This window comes from Streptomyces mangrovisoli (assembly GCF_000974985.2).
In the GTDB taxonomy this organism is placed as follows: domain Bacteria; phylum Actinomycetota; class Actinomycetes; order Streptomycetales; family Streptomycetaceae; genus Streptomyces; species Streptomyces mangrovisoli.
Map to the genome: position 1 here is coordinate 19,559 of NZ_LAVA02000043.1, position 18,944 is coordinate 38,502.

Here is an 18,944-nt window from a genome sequence, read left to right on the forward strand (position 1 = left end):
GATGCGGCCGCCGTGCCCCACGTTGTCGTGATCAGGACCGAGAGGGCAGGATGACCGCATGACGCACGCGATGCTGAAGGGGTCGAACGTCCCGCTCGAGGCCGCCACGGTGCGCGCCGTGCTGCGCTGGACGCCCGGCCAGGGGGGCCCGGACGTCGACGCGTCGGCCCTGCTGCTCGGCCCCGACGGTCGTGTGCGGTCCGACGAGGACTTCGTCTTCTACAACCAGCCCCGCCACCCCTCGGGGAAGGTCTGGCGGCTGGGCAAGAAGCGCGTCGCCGACGCCCTCACCGACACGATCCAGACCGACCTGGCCGGGGTCGAGCCCTCGGTGGGCCAGATCCTGCTGGTCGCCTCGGCGGACGGCTACCGGTTCGGCCAGGTGCCGGCCCTGCGCATCCTGCTGTACGACGCCTCGGTCGCCGACGGCGAGCCGCTGGCGTACTTCGACATCAAGCCGGAGACGGGCGCGGAGACCGCGATGATCTGCGGCGAGCTGTACCGGCGGGGCGAGGGCTGGAAGTTCCGCGCGCTGGGCGAGGGCTACAGCGACGGGCTGAAGGGCCTCGCGACCGACTTCGGCATCTCGGTCGACGAGACGGAGACGCAGCAGGAGCCGCCCGCCGTGCAGACCGCCGGCACGGCCCCGGGCCGGCCGCTGCCGCCGGAGCAGCCGTCGTACGGCTATCCGCAGCAGCCCCCGGCGACCCAGTCCGCCTACGGCTATCCGCAGCCGGCCGGCCAGCCCTCGTACGGCTATCCGCAGCCCGCGCCGGTGACGGCGGCGGCCCTGGACCCGGACTTCCGGCTGCCGCCGCAGGGGCCGCAGTTCATCGGGCGCTGAGGCGGTCCGCCCGCGCCGCCCGCGGGGCTACGGCAACTGTTCGACCTTCGTCTTGTAGCCGCGGCCCCACTGCAGGCCCCACCCGTACAGGCGGTCCAGTTCCGCCTGGAAGCCGTAGACGAACTTGACCTCGCGGCGGACGACGAGTTCGCCCTTGACGTTCTCGATGAGCACGACGGCGCAGGAGCGGGCCTGCGGGTGGCGCTCGTCGAGGCCGATCTCGATGCGCGGGCCGTTGCTCGGGTAGAGCGTGACGATGGCGTGGGTGCGGTCGAAGGCCGGCGTCTGGTCGTAGATGTAGACGAACACCAGCAGCCGTTTGATGTTGTCGCGGTGGTCGAGGTTGACGTACATCGTCTCGCCGGACGCCGAGCCGAACCGGTCGTCACCGCTGAGTTTCACGTACGGCGGCGAGTTGACGTCGCCGAAGTAGCCGCCGAGCGGCTGGACCACGCCCTTGGTGCCGTCCATCAGCTCGTACAGGCAGCCGAGGTCGAGGTCGACGTTGACCATGGACTGGCCGTGCCCGAGGACCTCCGGGGGGCGCAGCGCCTTGAAGGGGTGGCGCAGCAGGCTCTCGCGCTGCGGGCCGCCGAGGTCGGAGGTGCGCATCCGCCAGGTCAGGTTGACGCGCAGGTTCCCGGTGGCCGCGCCCTGTTTGGTGAGCGAGACCTGGCTGTGCCGTTTGGTCAGCTCGATGGCGTTGGTCGCGGCGCTCCCCGAGTCGAAGTCGGCCGCGCGGCTGCCCAGCAGCCCGTCGAAGAATCCCATTCCCGCCCCCATGTCCGACCGTGTCCGATGCCGGGCCGTCCCCGCCGTACCGTGCCGACGGGGCGGCCTTCAGGGTCTTCTCCCCGACGGCCGCCCCGCCCTGAGCGTTCCCTCTCGCGGAGGGTGGTCACACTCCGGACGACACCTCAGTCTTGTCGTCGGAGCCCGCCGCTTTTCCCTCTTCGGCCGCCAGCGCGTTGTTGCGGCGGACCGAGGACCAGAAGGACCAGCCGATCAGGATCACGCCGACCAGGCCGGTGATGACCTCGTTGATCTCGTACTGGATGGTGACCATGAGGATCACGGCCAGCGCGCCGATCGCGTAGTGCGCGCCGTGCTCCAGGTAGACGTAGTCGTCGAGGGTGCCCTGGCGGACCAGGTACACGGTCAGCGACCGGACGTACATGGCGCCGATGCCGAGGCCGAGCGCCATGAGCACGATGTCGTTGGTGATGGCGAAGGCGCCGATCACGCCGTCGAAGGAGAACGACGCGTCCAGGACCTCCAGGTAGAGGAACATGAAGAACGCGGCCTGGCCGGCGAGGACGACCGGCGAGCGTTCCTTGCCGCTGCGCCGGGCCTCTTCCTCCTGCTCGTGCTCGCGCTCCTCCTCTTCCTCGAGCCGGTCCTCGAAGAACCCGGAGAGCCCGCCCACGATCATGTACGTGATCAGGCCGGCGATGCCGGAGATCAGCACCGTCTGCGCCTTGTCGACGTGCGCGCCGCCGTGCTGGTGGGCGTGGGTGGCGAAGGTGAAGGAGGTGATGAGCAGGACGATCAGGGCGATGCAGACCGACAGCATGTCGACCTTGCCGAGCTTGGCCAGCGGCCGCTCGATCCAGCGCAGCCACTGGATGTCCCGGTCCTCGAAGATGAAGTCGAGGAAGATCATCAACAGGAACATGCCACCGAAGGCGGCGATCGCCGGGTGGGCGTCCGTGACCAGCTGCTGGTAGCGGTCCTTGTCCGTGAGCGCCAGGTGGACGGCGTCGTACGGATTGAGCTTGGCGGTGATCGCGACGATCACGACGGGGAAGACCAGCCGCATGCCGAACACGGCGATGAGCACGCCGACCGTGAGGAAGATCTTCTGCCAGAAGGCGTTCATCTTCTTCAGGATCCCGGCGTTGACCACCGCGTTGTCGAACGACAGGGAGATCTCCAGCACGGCGAGGATCGCCACGACGCCGAAGGCCTCCCACCCCCCGTAGAGTGCGGCCAAGGCCAGGCCGACCGCGGTGATCGCGAACGACCAGCCGAATGTTTTGAGAAGCACTGGCTACCCCATCGTGTTGTGGGGGTACCTCCCAGACGATGTCTGGGGGTGGGATTCCCCCGTGCCGTACTCGGCTTTACGAAACGTTGACTCCGAAGTCTAGAGCGATGCCACGCAGCCCGGACGCGTACCCCTGACCCACGGCACGGAACTTCCATTCGCCCTGGTAGCGGTAGACCTCGCCGAAGATCATCGCCGTTTCCGTGGAGGCGTCCTCACTGAGGTCGTAGCGCGCGAGCTCCTGGCCGTCGGCCTGGTTGACCACGCGGATGAACGCGTTGCTGACCTGGCCGAAGGTCTGGCCGCGCTCCTCCGCCATGTGGATGGAGACCGGAAAGACGATCTTGTCGCACTGCGCCGGCACCTTGAGCAGGTCCACCAGGATCGACTCGTCGTCGCCCTCGCCCTCACCGGTGAGGTTGTCGCCGGTGTGCTCCACCGAGCCGTCGGGGCTCTTGAGCTGGTTGTAGAAGACGAACCACTCGTCGCCCAGCACCCGCCCGCCGTTGCACAGCAGGGCGCTGGCGTCCAGGTCGAAGGGGGCGCCGGTGGTGGAGCGCGCGTCCCAGCCCAGCCCGATCAGGACGTTGGTCAGGTTGGGTGCGGCTTTGGAGAGGGAGACATTGCCCCCCTTGGCGAGCGTGACGCCCATGATGCTGGTCCTCCCCTGTGTACTGCCTGTGTGGTTGTCCTGCGCCCCCGGTGCCGCGGGCAAACCGCGGCACCGGGGGCAAGGTCGTGCGAGCGTCGCTCAGACGTTGACGCCGAAGTCCTGCGCGATGCCGCGCAGTCCGGACGCGTAGCCCTGGCCGATGGCGCGGAACTTCCACTCCGCGCCGTTGCGGTAGAGCTCGCCGAAGACCATCGCGGTCTCGGTGGAGGCGTCCTCGCTGAGGTCGTAGCGGGCGATCTCGGCGCCGCCGGCCTGGTTGACGACGCGGATGTAGGCGTTGCGGACCTGGCCGAAGGACTGCTGCCGGTTCTCGGCGTCGTAGATCGACACCGGGAAGACGATCTTGTCGACGTCGGCCGGCACGCCGGCCAGGTTGACCTTGATGACCTCGTCGTCGCCCTCGCCCTCACCGGTGAGGTTGTCACCGGTGTGCTCCACCGAGCCCTCGGGGCTCTTCAGGTTGTTGAAGAAGACGAAGTTCTGGTCGTTGCCGACCTTGCCCGCCGAGTTCAGCAGCAGGGCGCTGGCATCGAGGTCGAAGTCGGTGCCGGTCGTGGTGCGGGCGTCCCAGCCGAGACCGACGAGGACCGCGGTCATGCCGGGGGCCTCCTTGGTCAGTGAAACGTTGCCGCCCTTGCTGAGGCTGACTCCCACGAGTCCTCCATGTGTGTCCGGGGGCGGGGAGCCCCGTCGTGCGTCGGATACCGGATCAACGTGTCGATCCTAGTGACGGGTTCCCGCCCCCCGCAGGCCCTGGGGCCCGACAATCACAGGGTGTCGAGCGCCTTGACGTACTCATTCAGGTCACGGGCGTCGGGCAGCGCGTTGACGACCGTCCACCGCACGACGCCCTCCTTGTCGATGACGAAGGTGCCGCGCACGGCGCAGCCCTTGTCCTCGGCGAAGACGCCGTACGCGCGCGAGACCTCGCCGTGCGGCCAGAAGTCGCTCAGCAGGGGGTAGTCGAGACCCTCCTGGTCGGCGAAGACGCGCAGGGTGTGGATGGAGTCGTTGGAGACGGCGAGCACCTGGGTGTCGCGGTCGGAGAACTTCGGCAGGTTGTCGCGCAGCTCGCACAGCTCGCCCGTGCACACGCCGGTGAAGGCGAAGGGGTAGAAGAGCAGCACGACGTTCTTCTCGCCGCGGAAGTCGGACAGCTTCACGGTGGCGCCGTGGTTGTCCTTGAGTTCGAAGTCGGGCGCCTTGTCGCCGACCTGGATCGTCATCGTCCTGCATCCCTTCGGTGGGGCTGTTCGGGTGGGAACCACCCTACGCAGCGATCACCGAGGGGACGCAGGACGACCTCTGTGCCTGTGGTGTGCCTCTTGCCTACCTCTTGGACTTCGCGGCCTTGGGCGTCACCAGACGCGAGCCGCTCCAGTCCTTGCCCACGCTGACGCTCTTGGACGCCGAAAGGCCCGCCGTCGTCGCGGCTTCCGAGATGTCACTGGGCTCCACGTATCCTGCACGCCCCGTCTTGGGCGTCAGAAGCAGGATCGAACCGCCTTCCTCGATGTACGTGGTGGCGTCCACCAGCACATCGGTCAGGTCGCCGTCCTCATCGCGGAACCAGAGGACCACGGCGTCGGCCACGTCGTCGTAGTCCTCGTCCATCAGGTCGCTGCCGATGACTTCCTCGATGGCCTCGCGGAGCTCCTGGTCGACATCGTCGTCGAAGCCGATCTCCTGGACCACCTGCTCGGGCTGGAACCCCAGCCTGACGGCAGGGCTCGTCCGCTCCTCCGCGTGGTCCGCGGTCGCGCTCACGGGTTGCCTCCTGATCATGTTTTGGTGAATGACTCAGCCACGCGCGTGCGCGAAGCATTGGCCGTAGTCCACACGGGCGCGGCGGATCGCGCAAGTACCCGGCCCTCCAGACCGCCGAAACGGTGACGATCCTGGCCGTGTCGCCGCAACTTACGGCACCGTATCGCGACTGCGGGTGACGTACACCACACCGTTCTGCCCGGTTTGCGCGGATGGGAATCATCCTCGCCCACCATGACCGAATGGCCGCCCCGGGCGTGTCAGTGCCGGGGCGTATCGTTGCGTTTTGACCGTTCCCGCCCGAGAACGCCTCGAGTGCCGCCGTACGGACGACTCGGCTACCCCACGGTAGAGATGACGTCCGGCCCCCCGAGGTACACGATGGACAGCGTGCAGGCGCCGAGGCACGTGCAGTGAAGAAAGTGTAGAAGCGGCCCTCTGACAGGTAAGGAACAGCGTGGCTTCCGGATCCGATCGCAACCCGATCATCATTGGCGGCCTTCCGAGTCAGGTCCCTGACTTCGACCCCGAAGAGACCAAGGAGTGGCTCGACTCCCTGGACGCCGCGGTCGACGAGCGCGGCCGTGAGCGGGCCCGCTACCTCATGCTGCGGCTGATCGAGCGCGCCCGCGAGCGGCGCGTCGCCGTCCCCGAGATGCGCAGCACGGACTACGTCAACACGATCGCGACCAAGGACGAGCCGTTCTTCCCCGGCAACGAGGAGATCGAGCGCAAGATCCTCAACGCCACCCGGTGGAACGCGGCCGTGATGGTCTCACGCGCCCAGCGCCCGGGCATCGGCGTCGGCGGTCACATCGCCACCTTCGCCTCCTCCGCCTCGCTCTACGACGTGGGCTTCAACCACTTCTTCCGCGGCAAGGACGAGGGCGACGGCGGCGACCAGGTCTTCTTCCAGGGCCACGCCTCCCCCGGCATCTACGCGCGCGCCTTCCTCCTCGACCGCCTCACCGAGACCCAGCTCGACGGGTTCCGCCAGGAGAAGTCGAAGGCCCCCAACGGGCTCTCCAGCTACCCGCACCCGCGCTCGATGCCGGACTTCTGGGAGTTCCCCACCGTCTCCATGGGCCTCGGTCCGCTGGGCGCCATCTACCAGGCCCGGATGAACCGCTACATGCAGGCGCGCGGCATCGCCGACACCTCGAAGTCGCACGTGTGGGCGTTCCTCGGCGACGGCGAGATGGACGAGCCGGAGTCGCTCGGCCAGCTCTCCATCGCCGCGCGCGAGGGCCTGGACAACCTGACCTTCGTGGTCAACTGCAACCTCCAGCGGCTCGACGGCCCGGTGCGCGGCAACGGCAAGATCATCCAGGAGCTGGAGTCCGTCTTCCGCGGCGCCGGCTGGAACGTCATCAAGCTGGTCTGGGACCGCACCTGGGACCCGCTGCTCGCGCAGGACCGCGACGGCCTGCTCGTCAACCGGATGAACACCACCCCGGACGGCCAGTTCCAGACGTACGCCACCGAGTCCGGCGCGTACATCCGCGAGCACTTCTTCGGCGACGACCACCGGCTGCGCGCGATGGTCGAGAACATGACCGACGACCAGATCCTGCACCTGGGCCGCGGCGGGCACGACCACCGGAAGATCTTCGCGGCGTTCTCCGCGGCCAAGGCGCACAAGGGCCAGCCCACGGTGATCCTGGCCAAGACGATCAAGGGCTGGACGCTGGGCCCGAACTTCGAGGGCCGCAACGCCACGCACCAGATGAAGAAGCTGACGGCCGACGACCTCAAGCGCTTCCGCGACCGGCTGCACCTGCCGATCGCCGACAAGGACCTGGAGAACGGCGCGCCGCCCTACTACCACCCCGGGCGCGACACCGAGGAGATCCAGTACATGCACGACCGCCGCAGGGGCTGCGGCGGCTACGTGCCCACGCGCGTGGTGCGCGCCAAGCCGCTCGCCCTGCCGGACGACAAGGTCTACGCGAGCGTGAAGAAGGGCTCGGGCCAGCAGTCGATCGCCACCACCATGGCGTTCGTACGGCTGCTCAAGGACCTCATGCGGGACAAGGAACTCGGGCGCCGGTTCGTGCTGATCGCGCCGGACGAGTACCGCACGTTCGGCATGGACTCCTTCTTCCCGAGCGCGAAGATCTACAACCCGCTGGGCCAGCAGTACGAGGCGGTCGACCGCGATCTGCTGCTCGCCTACAAGGAGTCCCCCACCGGCCAGATGCTGCACGACGGCATCTCCGAGGCGGGCTGCACCGCCTCGCTGGTCGCGGCGGGCTCGGCGTACGCGACGCACGGCGAACCGCTGATCCCGGTGTACGTCTTCTACTCGATGTTCGGCTTCCAGCGCACCGGCGACCAGTTCTGGCAGATGGCCGACCAGCTCTCCCGCGGCTTCGTGCTCGGCGCCACCGCCGGCCGCACCACGCTGACCGGCGAGGGCCTCCAGCACGCGGACGGGCACTCGCAGCTGCTCGCCTCGACCAACCCGGCGTGCGTGGCCTACGACCCGGCGTACGGCTACGAGATCGCGCACATCGTGCAGGACGGCCTGCGCCGGATGTACGGCGGTGACGCGCACCATCCGCACGGCGAGGACGTGTTCTTCTACCTCACCGTCTACAACGAGCCCATCCGCCACCCGGCCGAGCCGCCGGACGTGGACGCGGAGGGCATCGTCAAGGGCCTGTACCGGCTCAGCGAGGGCACCGCGGGCACGGTCCCGGCGCAGATCCTGTCGTCCGGCGTGGCGGTGCCGTGGGCGCTGGAGGCGCAGCGCGTCCTCGCCGAGGACTGGAACGTCCGCGCGGACGTCTGGTCGGCGACGAGCTGGAACGAGCTGCGCCGCGAGGCCGTCGCGGTGGAGGAGCACAACCTGCTCCACCCGGAGGAGGAGCAGCGCGTGCCGTACGTGACGCGCAAGCTGAGCCAGGCCGAGGGGCCGTTCGTCGCGGTCTCCGACTGGATGCGGTCGGTGCCCGACCAGATCGCCCGCTGGGTGCCCGGCACGTACCAGTCGTTGGGCGCGGACGGCTTCGGCTTCGCCGACACGCGGGGTGCGGCCCGCCGCTTCTTCCACATCGACGCGCAGTCGGTCGTGGTGGCGGTGCTGACCGAGCTGGCGCGCGAGGGGAAGGTGGACCGGTCGGTGCTGAAGCAGGCGATCGACCGGTACCAGTTGCTGGATGTGGCGGCGGCGGATCCGGGGGCGGCGGGCGGCGACGCGTAGGCGCTGCGCTCGCTTCGGCAGGGGCCCGTGGGGGCCTGCGCCGGTTGACTCCGGGTGCGGGCGCGTGGGGGCTGGTCGCGCAGTTCCCCGCGCCCCTTTCAGGCCTGATGCCGTCGGATGTCCGCGGGTCGGTGGGGCCCCTTCGCGCAGTTCCCCGCGCCCCTTCCGGGGCACGGTCACCGGCGCCCCTGGAAGGGGCGCGGGGAACTGCGCGACCAGCCACGACGGACCCGCACGTCCGCTCTCAGGGACGCGGGGAACGTGCCCCGTCAGGGGCGCGGGGAACTGCGCGAACGGCCACGACGGACCCGCGCATCCTTCCGCGGCGGACCTACGATGCGGGCATGGACGAGCTGACCGTGCAGGGGCGCTGGGAGCGGCGTACTCAGCGGCCGCTGCTGGCCCTCGCGGTGGCGTTCGCCGCCGCCTACGCCGTGCCGATCGTGGACAGTTCCGCGAGCCGCTCGCTGACGGTCGTGTGCATGGTCACCGAGTGGGTGGTGTGGGCCGCGTTCGCGACGGACTACCTGATGCGGCTGGCCGTGGCGCCCGACCGGCGGCGGTTCGTGCGCCGGCACTGGCCCGACCTGTGCGCCGTCGTCCTGCCGATGCTCCAGCCGCTGCGGCTGCTGCGGCTGGTGGCGACGCTGCTGCTGGTGGGGCGGCGGGCCCGGATGGCCCCTCAGATCCGGCTGACGACCTATGTCGTGGGCTCGGTGGTGGGGCTGCTGATGTTCGGCTCGCTGGCCGTGCTGTCCGCCGAACGCGACTCGCCCAGGGGGAACATCCGCACGCTGGGTGACGCGGTGTGGTGGTCGTTCACGACGATGACGACCGTCGGGTACGGCGACCACGCGCCGACCACCGGTCTGGGGCGGGTGATCGCGGTCGGCCTGATGCTCTCCGGGATCGCCCTCCTTGGCGTGGTGACCGCCAACATCGCGGCGTGGTTCATCGCCCGGTTCGAGAAGGACGACGTGGAGGAGCGCCGCCAGACGGAGGCCATCGAGGCGCTGACGCAGGAGGTGCGGCTGCTGCGCGCGCAGGTTCTGGCGCTGGCGGGGGCGGGCGGCCCGGGAGTGCCGGGGCCCGCCGCGCCAGGCTCAGAACAGACCCGCGCCCGGGGTGGCGACACCCGCCAGCCAGATGAGGGCCAGCAGGGTGTCGATGGCGCCCAGGACCACGGCCACGAGCGCCGGTACGGGAGCCGAACGCTGCCAGGTGCGGCCCATCGCCAGCCAGCCGCAGACGACCGCCACGGGGCCGAGGACGATCCCCAGCACGAAGAACCCGGCGACCGCGCAGACGGTCCCGATGATGCCGAGCGTCGCGTCGTCCGGCCTGCTCCCTGACCACGTCCGGCCGGGTGAGCGGGGGTTCCTACGCGTTCCGTTTCCGAAGCCCGTCATCGTCAACTCCCGGGACCTGTTGGGTGATTCGGTTCCTTGGTGGTGCGGTGTGCGGGTACCCCGTGCGGCCGGGATGAGACCTGCGCACAGCACTGCCGCCCCCCGCGGCGGGCGGGAGGCGGCAGTGGCAGGGGTGGTGACCTCCGGTCAGATGTGGCCGACGCCCGCCCCGGCCTCCGCGTTCTCGCCGCGCTTGGTCAGCAGCGCGACCAGGATCGCCACGGCGGCGACGCCCGCGGCCACCAGGGACGCGAGGCTCATGCCGGAGATGAAGGTGTCGTGCGCGACGGACGCTATCTTTGCCGCGATCGCCTGGGGCGTGCCCTCGCCGACCGGCGCCACGCCCTGCTGCACCGACTGCGAGGCCAGCGCCTCCTGCGCGTCGGTCAGCTTGGGCAGGCCCGCCTTGGCCCAGTTGCCCGCGAGGTCGTGGTCGACCTTCGAGGCCATCACGGCGCCGAGCACGGCCGTGCCGAGGCTGCCGCCGATCTGCATGGCCGCCTGCTGGAGGCCGCCCGCGACGCCGGAGAGCTCCATCGGCGCGTTGCCGACGATGACCTCGGTGGCGCCGACCATGACCGGCGCGAGGCCGAAGCCCAGCAGGGCGAACCAGACGGACATCAGGCCGCTGCCGGTGTCCGCCTTCAGCGTCGACATGCCGTACATCGCGACGGCGGTGGCCGCCATGCCGCTGGCGAGCGGGATGCGCGGGCCGAGCTTGGTGATGGCCAGGCCCGCGAGCGGGGAGCCGACGATCATCATGCCGGTGAGCGGGAGCAGGTGCAGGCCCGCGTCGACCGGGCTCATGCCGTGCACGTTCTGCAGGTAGAAGGTGACGAAGAACAGGCCGCCCATGAAGGCGATGGCCATCAGCACCATCAGCACCACGCCCGCGGACAGCGGCACGGAGCGGAACAGCGCGAGCGGGATCAGGGGCTCCTTGACCCGCGTCTCCCAGAAGGAGAACAGGGCGAAGCCGGCGACCGAGCCGACTATGAACAGCCAGGTCTTGCCGTCGCCCCAGCCCCAGCTCGGGGCCTTGATGAGGGCCCAGACGAGGCAGAACATGGCGCCGGACAGCAGCGCGATGCCGAGCAGGTCGAAGGAGCGCGGCGCGTTCTCGGCGCGGTGGTCCCGCAGGATCAGCAGGCCGAGGACGAGGGCGATCAGGCCCACCGGCACGTTGATGAAGAACACCGACTGCCAGCTGACGTGCTGCACCAGCAGGCCGCCGAGGATCGGGCCGCCCGCGGTTGAGGCGCCGATGACCATGCCCCAGATGCCGATGGCCATGTTCAGCTTCTCGGCCGGGAAGGTGGCGCGCAGCAGGCCGAGCGCGGCCGGCATCAGCAGCGCGCCGAACAGGCCCTGGAAGACCCGGAAGGTCACGACGAAGGCGATGCTGTTCGACAGGCCGATCGCGCCGGACGCGGCGGCGAAGCCGGTCACGCCGATCAGGAAGGTCTGCCGGTGCCCGAAGCGGTCGCCGAGCTTGCCCGCGGTGATGAGGGAGACCGCGAGGGCGAGGAAGTAGGCGTTGGTGATCCACTGGACGTCGGCGAAGGTGGCGCCGAGGTCCTTGGCGATGGCCGGGTTGGCGATGGCCACGATGGTGCCGTCGAGGGCCACCATCATCACCCCGACCGCGACGGTGATGAGGGTGAACCAGGGGTGCCCGCGCAGGCCCCGGGCGGCCGGGGCGGCGAGCGCCTCGTCCCCCTGTCCCGTCGCCTCGATGGTGGTCTGACTAGTCATGCGCCGGAGGCTAGTGACAGCCACTGACAATTGACAAACGTGTTCACAAGTCGGTAACTGTCACGCCATCACCCACACATCGAGCCGGTCGGAACCGGCCACACGCGAAGAACCCACAGCCACATCCGGAGAGCCCATGGAGACGCTGCGCGAGCGCAAGAAGCGGCGCACGCGGGACGCGCTGCTGCGGGCCGCCCTGGAACTGTTCACCACGCACGGCTACGAGCGGACCACCGTCGACGAGATCACCGAGGCCGTCGAGGTCTCGCAGCGCACCTTCTTCCGCTACTTCGCGGGCGGCAAGGAGGAGGCCGCGTTCGCCGTCCAGGACCTCGCCGAGGCGCACTTCGTGGCCGCCGTGCGGGCCCGCCCGCCGCACGAGGCCCCGATGGAGGCGCTGCGCCGGGCGGTCCTGGAGGGCTGGGACACCATCAACGAGGCCGTCGCGGCCGTCGTACCGGTGGAGCTGTATCTGCGGATGTACCGGCTGATCGAGTCGACGCCCGCGCTGCTGGCCGTGCATCTGCGCCGGTCCACCGAGCGGGAGGAGGAGCTCGCGCGTCTGCTCGCCGCGCGCGAGGGCCTGGACGTGGACGCCGACCCCCGGCCGCGCCTCGCGGTGGCCGCGTTCGGCGGGGTGCTGCGGGTCACCGAACGGCAGTGGAGCACGGGCCCCGACTTCAGTCCGGAGGCGATGCGCGCGCTCACCGCCGCCCATCTCGACCTGGTCGGACCGGCGCTCACGGGACACTGGCGTTCGACGTGAGAGCGGTGTCACGTAGCCTGAAACGTGATACCCGTCACTCGGTTAACGCGAGACCCTCCCGTTCTCCTAGTGTGTCCTCCCAGTGACTTCCTTCGACACCCCCCAGCCCCTCAACGTCTGGCGCGCTCTGCTCGCGCTGAGCGTGGTGTTCGTGATGCTGGCGACGACCGGCTGGACCGCGGTGCACAGCCACCGGGAGACGACCGCGCTCGCAGGTTCGCGCGCGGCCTGGTCCCACGGCCGGCTGCACGGACACGCACTGCCCGACGTGAACGCCTCCCCCACCCGGCTCGCCCGCTTCTTCGCGTCGCTCACCGCGCACGACCGCACCCGGCTCGCCGACCGCTACGCGCTCGCCGTGGGCAACATGAACGGCGCGCCCGTCGCGCTGCGCTACCAGGCCAACCGGATCGCGCTCGGCCAGGCCCGCAAGGTCGAGCTCAAGCGCATGCACGACAAGCGGCTCAGCGCCTCCGGGCAGCAGGAGGCGGGGCGCCGTATGCACCGCTTCACGGACCTGATGAGCAAGGACCGGCAGATCCTCGCCTTCGACCCGGAGGGCACCGGCCGCGTCGCCGAGGTCCTCGGCGACCTCACGCACGCCCAGCGCGTCTCGGTGGTCGTGCCGGGCGTCGACACCGACGTGCTCACCTTCCAGAAGACCAACCGCCGCTACACCGCGCCGGTCGGCATGGCGCAGTCGCTGCACGACGCGGAGACCGCCGCCGCCCCCGGGACGCGTACGGCCGTGATCGCCTGGGCCGACTACACCGCGCCCAGCGGGCTCGGCGTGGACGCGGCCACCGCGATGCGCGCCGACGACGGCGCCGTACGGCTGAACGCGCTGCTGCGGGCGCTGCCCGGCCGGGCGCCGGTGGCGCTGTTCTGCCACAGCTACGGCTCGGTGCTGTGCGGGGTCGCCGCGCACGACCTGCCCGCCCGGGTGACCGACATAGCCGTGGCCGCCAGCCCGGGGATGCGCACCTCCAAGGCGTCCCACCTGGGCACCACGGCCCGGGTGTGGTCGATGCGGGACTCGACCGACTGGATCCAGGACGTGCCCTACATGGAGGTGGGCGGTCTCGGCCACGGCGCGGACCCGGTCTCCCGGGCGTTCGGCGCGCGGGTGCTGACGGCCCAGGACGCGAAGGGACACGCCGGCTACTTCGAGCCGGGCACGGACAGCCTGCGCAACCTCGCCGACGTCGGGGTCGGCGCGTATCGATCGGTGCGCTGCGCGGGAGACGACGACGGGTGCCGGGCAGGTTTGTCCGGCACGACGACCACCGGACGCGCGTAGAGAGTGCAGGAACTGCGGTCCGCGCGGGGAGGGGACGAAGAAGCCGGTGCCGCTTACGATGAGCCGCATGGGTGACGTACTGGCCGGATTTCATGCCGCCTGGGAGTTCGAGTCCGACTCCGTGCTCATCCGCTACGAACGGGGCCTTCGGACGCCGAAGCTCTTCCAGGCGCTGGGAGAGCGACGGATCCCGCTGACCGCCCTGGCGGGTGTGACGCTCACGCCGGGCCGCCGCGGGCAGGTGGTCCTGCGCGCGGAGCCGCGGCCGGGCGCCGATCCGCTGATGGACGCCGCCGACGGCCAGCTCAAGGAGGGCTACGACCCCTACCGGCTGGTCCTGCCCGCCGAGCGCGAGACCCTCGCCGAGTACTACGCCGACGAGCTGCGCGCGCGGCTGACCGAGACCGGCCCCGCCGAGCGGCATCTGGTGGCGGCGCCCGAGACGCCACGCCAGTTCAAGGCGTACGACGCGAAGGCGAGCTTCGACGGGTCCGCGGTGTCCTTCCGCTGGTTCTGGACCGGGGCGTCCTCGGCGAAGTGGAAGGCCGGCGACCAGAGCTTCCCGGTGGCACGGCTCGCCGGGGTGGAGTGGCGATCGCCCGACGTCTTCGAGGGACATCTGCGGCTGGTGCTCCGCGAGAACGGGGAGCCGCAGCCCGCGCAGCCGGACCAGGATCCGGCCGCCGTCGTGTTCGGGCTCGGGTACGGACCGGTGCACGAGTCCCTGCCGTTCGCCGCGGCGGTGCTCGCGGCGGTGCGCTCCGCCGGGCCGGCGGTACCGGCGCCCGCCACCATACCGGCGCCGCGCCGCGATCCGGCGGACATCGCGGAGCGGATCCGGCATCTGAGCGAGCTGCATCGGGCGGGGCTGGTCACGGATGAGGAGTTCGCGGGGAAGAAGGCGGAACTCCTCGCGGAGCTTTAGCGGATTCCCCGGCGGGGCTGCGCGGCGCCGTCTTTCGGCTGGGGCGCCGTGGGGGCCTTTCGCGCAGTTCCCCGCGCCCCTGACGGGGATGCGTGCCGTCTGTCGGGTGCGGCCGCGTCGTGGTTGATCGCGCCGTTCCCCGCGCCCCTTACAGCGCGTCGCCGTAGAAGCTGATCTTTCTGTCCAGGACGGCGAGGGTGTCCTGGAGTTCGGCGATGCGGGACAGTACGTCGCGGCGGGTCGCCTCCAGCAGGGCGTGGCGCTCGCGGTAGGTGGTCTCGCCCTCGCGGACCAGCTCCGCGTAGCGGACCATGTCGGCGACCGGCATCCCGGTCAGCCGCAGCTTCCCGACGAGGTCGAGCCAGTCCAGGTCGCGGTTGCTGTAGCGGCGCTGCCCGGTGTGCGAGCGGTCGATGTGGGACATCAGGCCGATCCGCTCGTACCAGCGCAGGGTGTGCGCCGTCAGGCCGGTGAAGGCGACGACCTCGCTGATCGTGTAGCTGTCCCGGCCGTCGGGGCGCGGATGCCGGCGGGGCGGGGCGGAGCAGACGTCCACCGGGGCCGGCGTCGGTTCGGTGGTCGCGGTCGTGGTCTGCATCACCGTCATGCCTCCACGCTATGGCCTTGGAGTGCACTCCAGGCAACCCCGTCGGGCGTCGGCGGCGCGCCGCGAAAACCTCGGGACGAGCGCGGCCTGGAATGATTAACGTGCGGATCATGAGTTTCGTACGCCGTGCCGAACCCCACGACGCCGCCGAAGTGCTGCGCCTGCGTCAGGTGATGATCGACGAACTGTTCTCCGCGGACGCCTCCACGGCCTGGCACACGGAGTCCCTGCCGGCGCTGCGCGACCGGCTCGCCGACCCGGAGGGCGACTTCGCGGCCTTCGTCGTCGACCACCCGGAACGGCCGGGCGCGCTGGCCGCGCTGGTGGCCGGCACCATCGACTACCGCATCGGGCGCGCCGCCGACCCGCGCGGCGGTGTCGGCTTCGTCTTCTCCGTCGCCACCGACCCCGACGCGCGCCGCCGCGGCTATGCGCGGGCGTCGATGGACGTGCTGCTGACGTGGTTCCGCGAGCGCGGCGTGCGGCGCGTGCAGCTGACGGCGTCCGCCGAGGCCAAGCCGCTGTACGTGTCCCTCGGCTTCCGGCCCAAGCCCGACCCCCTGCTGGAACTGACGCTGTGAGCCGCGGCCGCCCCGGTCGCGCCCGGCCCGTTGCCGGAGCGGGCGCCGCGAGCGCATAGGCTCGGACGCATGTCGTTGCAGAGCCTCGCGCTGATCGAGAACTGGCCGGTCCCCACCGCCGCCGCGGGTGTCGTCCGGGCCGACGGCACGGTCCTGGGCACCCACGGACCGGCCGACCGGCCCTTCCCGCTCGCCTCGGTGACCAAGCCGCTCGCCGCGTACGCCGCGCTGGTCGCGTACGAGGAGGGCGCCATCGAGCTGGACGAACCGGCCGGGCCGCCCGGGTCGACGGTGCGTCATCTGCTCGCCCACACCTCGGGCCTGGCCTTCGACGAGCACCGTGCGACGGGCGCGCCGGGTGAGCGGCGGCTGTACTCCAACGCCGGGTTCGAGCAGCTCGGCGACCACATCGCGAAGGCGACGGACATCCCCTTCGGCGAGTATCTGCGCCAGGCGGTGCTGGACCCGCTCGGCATGACGTCGACGACGCTGGACGGCTCCCCCGCGAAGGACGGCGTGTCCACCGTCGCCGATCTGCTGCGCTTCGCCGCCGAGGTGCAGGCGCCGCGGCTGCTCGACCCGCGTACGGTCGCCGAAGCGATGACCGTGCAGTACCCGGGCACCAAGGGCGTGCTGCCGGGCTACGGCCACCAGAACCCCAACGACTGGGGTCTCGGCTTCGAGATCCGCGACGGCAAGTCGCCGCACTGGACGGGTGCTTCGTCGTCCCCGCGTACCTTCGGGCACTTCGGCCAGTCCGGGACGTTCGTGTGGATCGACCCGGTCGCGGGCCTGGCCTGCGTGGCCCTCGCGGACCGGGCGTTCGGGCCGTGGGCGATCGAGGCGTGGCCGCCGTTCACGGACGCCGTGCTGGCCGAGACGGCGCGGTAGCGCTCCGCTCGGGGGCCGCGACAGGGCGTGTGTCGGCTGCAGCGCCGTGGGGGCCGGTCGCGCAGTTCCCCGCGCCCCTTGGGGGGCTGCATGACGTCTGTCGGGTGCGGGAACGTCGTGGTTGATCGCGCAGTTCCCCGCGCCCCCTTCGGGGCGCTGTCTACGCGGTCATTTCCCAGATCAGGAGTTCTGCTCGGCTCAGGCCGACCGCCTCCGCGTTGCTCGCGGCGGTGAGGCGGGCCGCGTCGCCGGGGCCCAGGCGCTCGCCGTCCAGCACGATCTCGCCGCGCACCACGTGGACATAGACGTGCCCGCCGTCCGGGACCGCCGTGCGCTCGCCCTCCGCGAGGCGGCGTACATGGAGCATCGCCCCGGCCTGCGGGACGGCGTACGGCGTGGAGTCGGCGATCCCGCGGACGATCTCGTACGACGGCTCCCCGCCGGGGCTGAGCGGGGCGAGCCACATCTGCACGAAGGTCAGCGGCCGGGCGCCGTCGTTGCGCTCCACGTGCCGCACCCCGCCCGCCGCGCTCAGCCGCTGCACGTCGCCGGGGCGGACGGTGGTCTCCTGGCCGGTGGAGTCGCGGTGGGTCAGCACGCCGTCGACCACCCAGGTGACGATCTCGGTGTGGCTGTGCGGATGTTCGTCGAAGCCGGCCCCGGGCGCGAGACGCTCCTCGTTGCAGGCGAGGACGGCGCCGAAGCGAAGGTTGTCGGGGTCGTAGTGCGTGCCGAAGGAGAAGGCGTGCCACGAGTCGATCCCGGCACCCGGGTCCCCGCCGCGGAAGCGGTCCTCGGCCCGCCGCACATCCATCACCCCACCACGGTAGCCCGCCGGGTGCCCGCGGCGGGACGTGACCCGGCGGCGCGCGGCCGCGTCCCGATAAGGCAGTCTTGTCCCGTGCCCGAACCCGAAACGCGCCACACCGATCCCTCGGCCCTCCCCGTCGGCCATCCGCACTCCGCGACGCTCAAGCGGCTGGAGAAGTCCGCCGGAAGCCTTGCCGCGCAGGCCATCGCGCGGATGGACGAGACCCTGCCGTGGTACCGGGCGATGCCGCCGGAGAACCGGTCCTGGATCGGGCTGGTGGCCCAGGCGGGCATCGCGGCCTTCACGGAGTGGTTCCGGCACCCGGAGACCCCGCAGGCGATCTCGACGGACGTGTTCGGCACCGCGCCGCGCGAGCTGACCCGGGCGATCACGCTGCGCCAGACCGTGGAGATGGTGCGCACCACCATCGAGGTCATGGAGAGCGCGATCGACGAGGTCGCGGCACCCGGTGACGAGCGCGTGCTGCGGGAGGCGCTGCTGGTCTACGCCCGCGAGATCGCCTTCGCCACCGCGCAGGTCTACGCGCAGGCGGCGGAGGCGCGCGGCGCCTGGGACGCGCGCCTGGAGTCCCTGGTGGTGAACGCGGTCCTCAGCGGCGAGGCCGACGAGGGGGCGGTCAGCCGGGCCGCGGCGCTCGGCTGGAACGCGCCCGACCATGTCTGCGTGGTGCTGGGCACCGCCCCGGACGGCGACTCCGAGCTGACCGTCGAGGCGATCCGCAGGGCCGCCCGGCACGCCAAGCTCCAGGTGCTCACCGGGGTGCTCGGCGACCGTCTGGTGGTGATCGCGGGCGGCAGCGACAACCCGCTGGCCGTGGCGAAGTCGCTGATCGGGCCGTTCGCCGCGGGCCCCGTGGTGGCCGGGCCCGTGGTGCCCGACCTGCTGGCCGGCACCCGGTCCGCGCAGGCCGCCGCGGCGGGGCTCAAGGCGTGTACCGCCTGGCAGGACGCGCCCCGCCCGGTGCTGGCGGACGATCTGCTGCCGGAGCGCGCGATCGCCGGGGATCCGAGCGCCCGCGAACAGTTGGTGGAGGAGATCTACAGACCGCTGGAGGAGGCGGGCTCGGCGCTCCTGGAGACCCTGTCGGTCTACCTGGAACAGGCGAGCAGCCTGGAGGGCGCGGCCCGGATGCTGTTCGTCCACCCCAACACCGTGCGCTACCGGCTCCGACGTGTGACTGACGTCACCGGTTGGTCGCCATCGGATGTACGCTCCGCGTTCACACTGCGGATCGCGCTGATCCTGGGGCGTCTGGCCGAGGGAGATCTCCAGCTCTAGCCTTTTGTCGAAGGTCCACAAAACCCTTTCGTGTTCTTCGTCCCTGTCCCCACGGGCGGTTGTG

18 protein-coding genes and 1 pseudogene are annotated in these 18,944 nt (G+C 70.9%); 9 read left to right on the top strand and 10 right to left on the bottom strand.

Features of this window, described 5'->3' with window-relative positions; all coding sequences use genetic code 11:
• Positions 1 to 58 precede the first annotated feature (58 nt).
• Entirely contained in the window at positions 59 to 844 is a 786-nt protein-coding gene (locus WN71_RS19345) for a TerD family protein (protein ID WP_046584534.1), read from the top strand.
• A gap of 27 nt (positions 845 to 871) precedes the next feature.
• On the opposite strand, the gene WN71_RS19350 is transcribed toward WN71_RS19345, so the two are convergent.
• From WN71_RS19350 to WN71_RS19375, 6 genes are all read right to left on the bottom strand, one after another.
• On the bottom strand, positions 872 to 1,615 hold the full coding sequence (locus WN71_RS19350; RefSeq protein WP_046584535.1) for a TerD family protein: 744 nt from the start codon (positions 1,613 to 1,615) through the stop codon (positions 872 to 874).
• A 127-nt stretch (positions 1,616 to 1,742) separates the two neighbouring features.
• Positions 1,743 to 2,891 carry a DUF475 domain-containing protein gene (locus WN71_RS19355; RefSeq protein ID WP_046584536.1) on the bottom strand — a complete coding sequence of 383 codons (1,149 nt, stop codon included), beginning with the start codon at positions 2,889 to 2,891 and terminating at the stop codon, positions 1,743 to 1,745.
• A gap of 76 nt (positions 2,892 to 2,967) precedes the next feature.
• On the bottom strand, positions 2,968 to 3,543 hold the full coding sequence (locus WN71_RS19360) for a TerD family protein (RefSeq protein ID WP_046584537.1): 576 nt from the start codon (positions 3,541 to 3,543) through the stop codon (positions 2,968 to 2,970).
• 99 nt (positions 3,544 to 3,642) lie between these two features.
• The gene (locus tag WN71_RS19365) at positions 3,643 to 4,218 is read right to left on the bottom strand and encodes a TerD family protein (protein WP_046584538.1); all 576 of its coding nucleotides are present in this window, start codon (positions 4,216 to 4,218) and stop codon (positions 3,643 to 3,645) included.
• A gap of 113 nt (positions 4,219 to 4,331) precedes the next feature.
• On the bottom strand, positions 4,332 to 4,790 hold the full coding sequence (locus WN71_RS19370) for a peroxiredoxin (RefSeq protein WP_046584539.1): 459 nt from the start codon (positions 4,788 to 4,790) through the stop codon (positions 4,332 to 4,334).
• Positions 4,791 to 4,893: 103 nt separating this feature from the next.
• Positions 4,894 to 5,331, bottom strand: a complete 438-nt coding sequence (locus tag WN71_RS19375; protein ID WP_046584540.1) for a DUF3052 domain-containing protein — start codon at positions 5,329 to 5,331, stop codon at positions 4,894 to 4,896.
• Between the two features lie 457 nt (positions 5,332 to 5,788).
• Between WN71_RS19375 and aceE the strand changes: the two genes are divergently transcribed.
• Both aceE and WN71_RS19385 read left to right on the top strand, forming a co-directional pair.
• Positions 5,789 to 8,536, top strand: a complete 2,748-nt coding sequence (gene aceE / locus WN71_RS19380; protein ID WP_046584541.1) for a pyruvate dehydrogenase (acetyl-transferring), homodimeric type — start codon at positions 5,789 to 5,791, stop codon at positions 8,534 to 8,536.
• 344 nt (positions 8,537 to 8,880) lie between these two features.
• A pseudogene (locus WN71_RS19385) lies at positions 8,881 to 9,597 on the top strand (potassium channel family protein); the annotation flags it as partial.
• A gap of 42 nt (positions 9,598 to 9,639) precedes the next feature.
• Here WN71_RS19385 and WN71_RS42765 read toward each other — a convergent pair.
• Positions 9,640 to 9,945 carry a small hydrophobic protein gene (locus WN71_RS42765; RefSeq protein WP_079177962.1) on the bottom strand — a complete coding sequence of 102 codons (306 nt, stop codon included), beginning with the start codon at positions 9,943 to 9,945 and terminating at the stop codon, positions 9,640 to 9,642.
• Positions 9,946 to 10,092: 147 nt separating this feature from the next.
• The gene (locus tag WN71_RS19390) at positions 10,093 to 11,700 is read right to left on the bottom strand and encodes an MFS transporter (protein WP_046584542.1); all 1,608 of its coding nucleotides are present in this window, start codon (positions 11,698 to 11,700) and stop codon (positions 10,093 to 10,095) included.
• A 136-nt stretch (positions 11,701 to 11,836) separates the two neighbouring features.
• Between WN71_RS19390 and WN71_RS19395 the strand changes: the two genes are divergently transcribed.
• From WN71_RS19395 to WN71_RS19405, 3 genes are all read left to right on the top strand, one after another.
• Positions 11,837 to 12,466 carry a TetR family transcriptional regulator gene (locus WN71_RS19395; RefSeq protein WP_046584543.1) on the top strand — a complete coding sequence of 210 codons (630 nt, stop codon included), beginning with the start codon at positions 11,837 to 11,839 and terminating at the stop codon, positions 12,464 to 12,466.
• A gap of 82 nt (positions 12,467 to 12,548) precedes the next feature.
• On the top strand, positions 12,549 to 13,766 hold the full coding sequence (locus tag WN71_RS19400) for an alpha/beta hydrolase (RefSeq protein ID WP_046584544.1): 1,218 nt from the start codon (positions 12,549 to 12,551) through the stop codon (positions 13,764 to 13,766).
• 67 nt (positions 13,767 to 13,833) lie between these two features.
• Positions 13,834 to 14,691 (top strand): DUF4429 domain-containing protein, encoded by an 858-nt coding sequence (locus WN71_RS19405; RefSeq protein WP_046584545.1) that lies wholly within the window; start codon positions 13,834 to 13,836, stop codon positions 14,689 to 14,691.
• A 148-nt stretch (positions 14,692 to 14,839) separates the two neighbouring features.
• Here the strand turns inward: WN71_RS19405 and WN71_RS19410 are convergent, their stop codons facing one another.
• Positions 14,840 to 15,298 (bottom strand): MerR family transcriptional regulator, encoded by a 459-nt coding sequence (locus WN71_RS19410; protein ID WP_046584546.1) that lies wholly within the window; start codon positions 15,296 to 15,298, stop codon positions 14,840 to 14,842.
• 110 nt (positions 15,299 to 15,408) lie between these two features.
• Between WN71_RS19410 and WN71_RS19415 the strand changes: the two genes are divergently transcribed.
• Positions 15,409 to 15,879, top strand: a complete 471-nt coding sequence (locus WN71_RS19415; RefSeq protein WP_046584609.1) for a GNAT family N-acetyltransferase — start codon at positions 15,409 to 15,411, stop codon at positions 15,877 to 15,879.
• Between the two features lie 69 nt (positions 15,880 to 15,948).
• Positions 15,949 to 16,770, top strand: a complete 822-nt coding sequence (locus WN71_RS19420) for a serine hydrolase domain-containing protein (protein ID WP_046584547.1) — start codon at positions 15,949 to 15,951, stop codon at positions 16,768 to 16,770.
• A 160-nt stretch (positions 16,771 to 16,930) separates the two neighbouring features.
• Here the strand turns inward: WN71_RS19420 and WN71_RS19425 are convergent, their stop codons facing one another.
• Positions 16,931 to 17,584: a pirin family protein gene (locus WN71_RS19425; RefSeq protein ID WP_107469690.1), complete on the bottom strand. Its 654-nt coding sequence runs from the start codon at positions 17,582 to 17,584 to the stop codon at positions 16,931 to 16,933.
• An 87-nt stretch (positions 17,585 to 17,671) separates the two neighbouring features.
• On the opposite strand from WN71_RS19425, the gene WN71_RS19430 reads away from it, so the two are divergent.
• Positions 17,672 to 18,880 carry a PucR family transcriptional regulator gene (locus WN71_RS19430; RefSeq protein WP_046584549.1) on the top strand — a complete coding sequence of 403 codons (1,209 nt, stop codon included), beginning with the start codon at positions 17,672 to 17,674 and terminating at the stop codon, positions 18,878 to 18,880.
• Positions 18,881 to 18,944 lie beyond the last annotated feature (64 nt).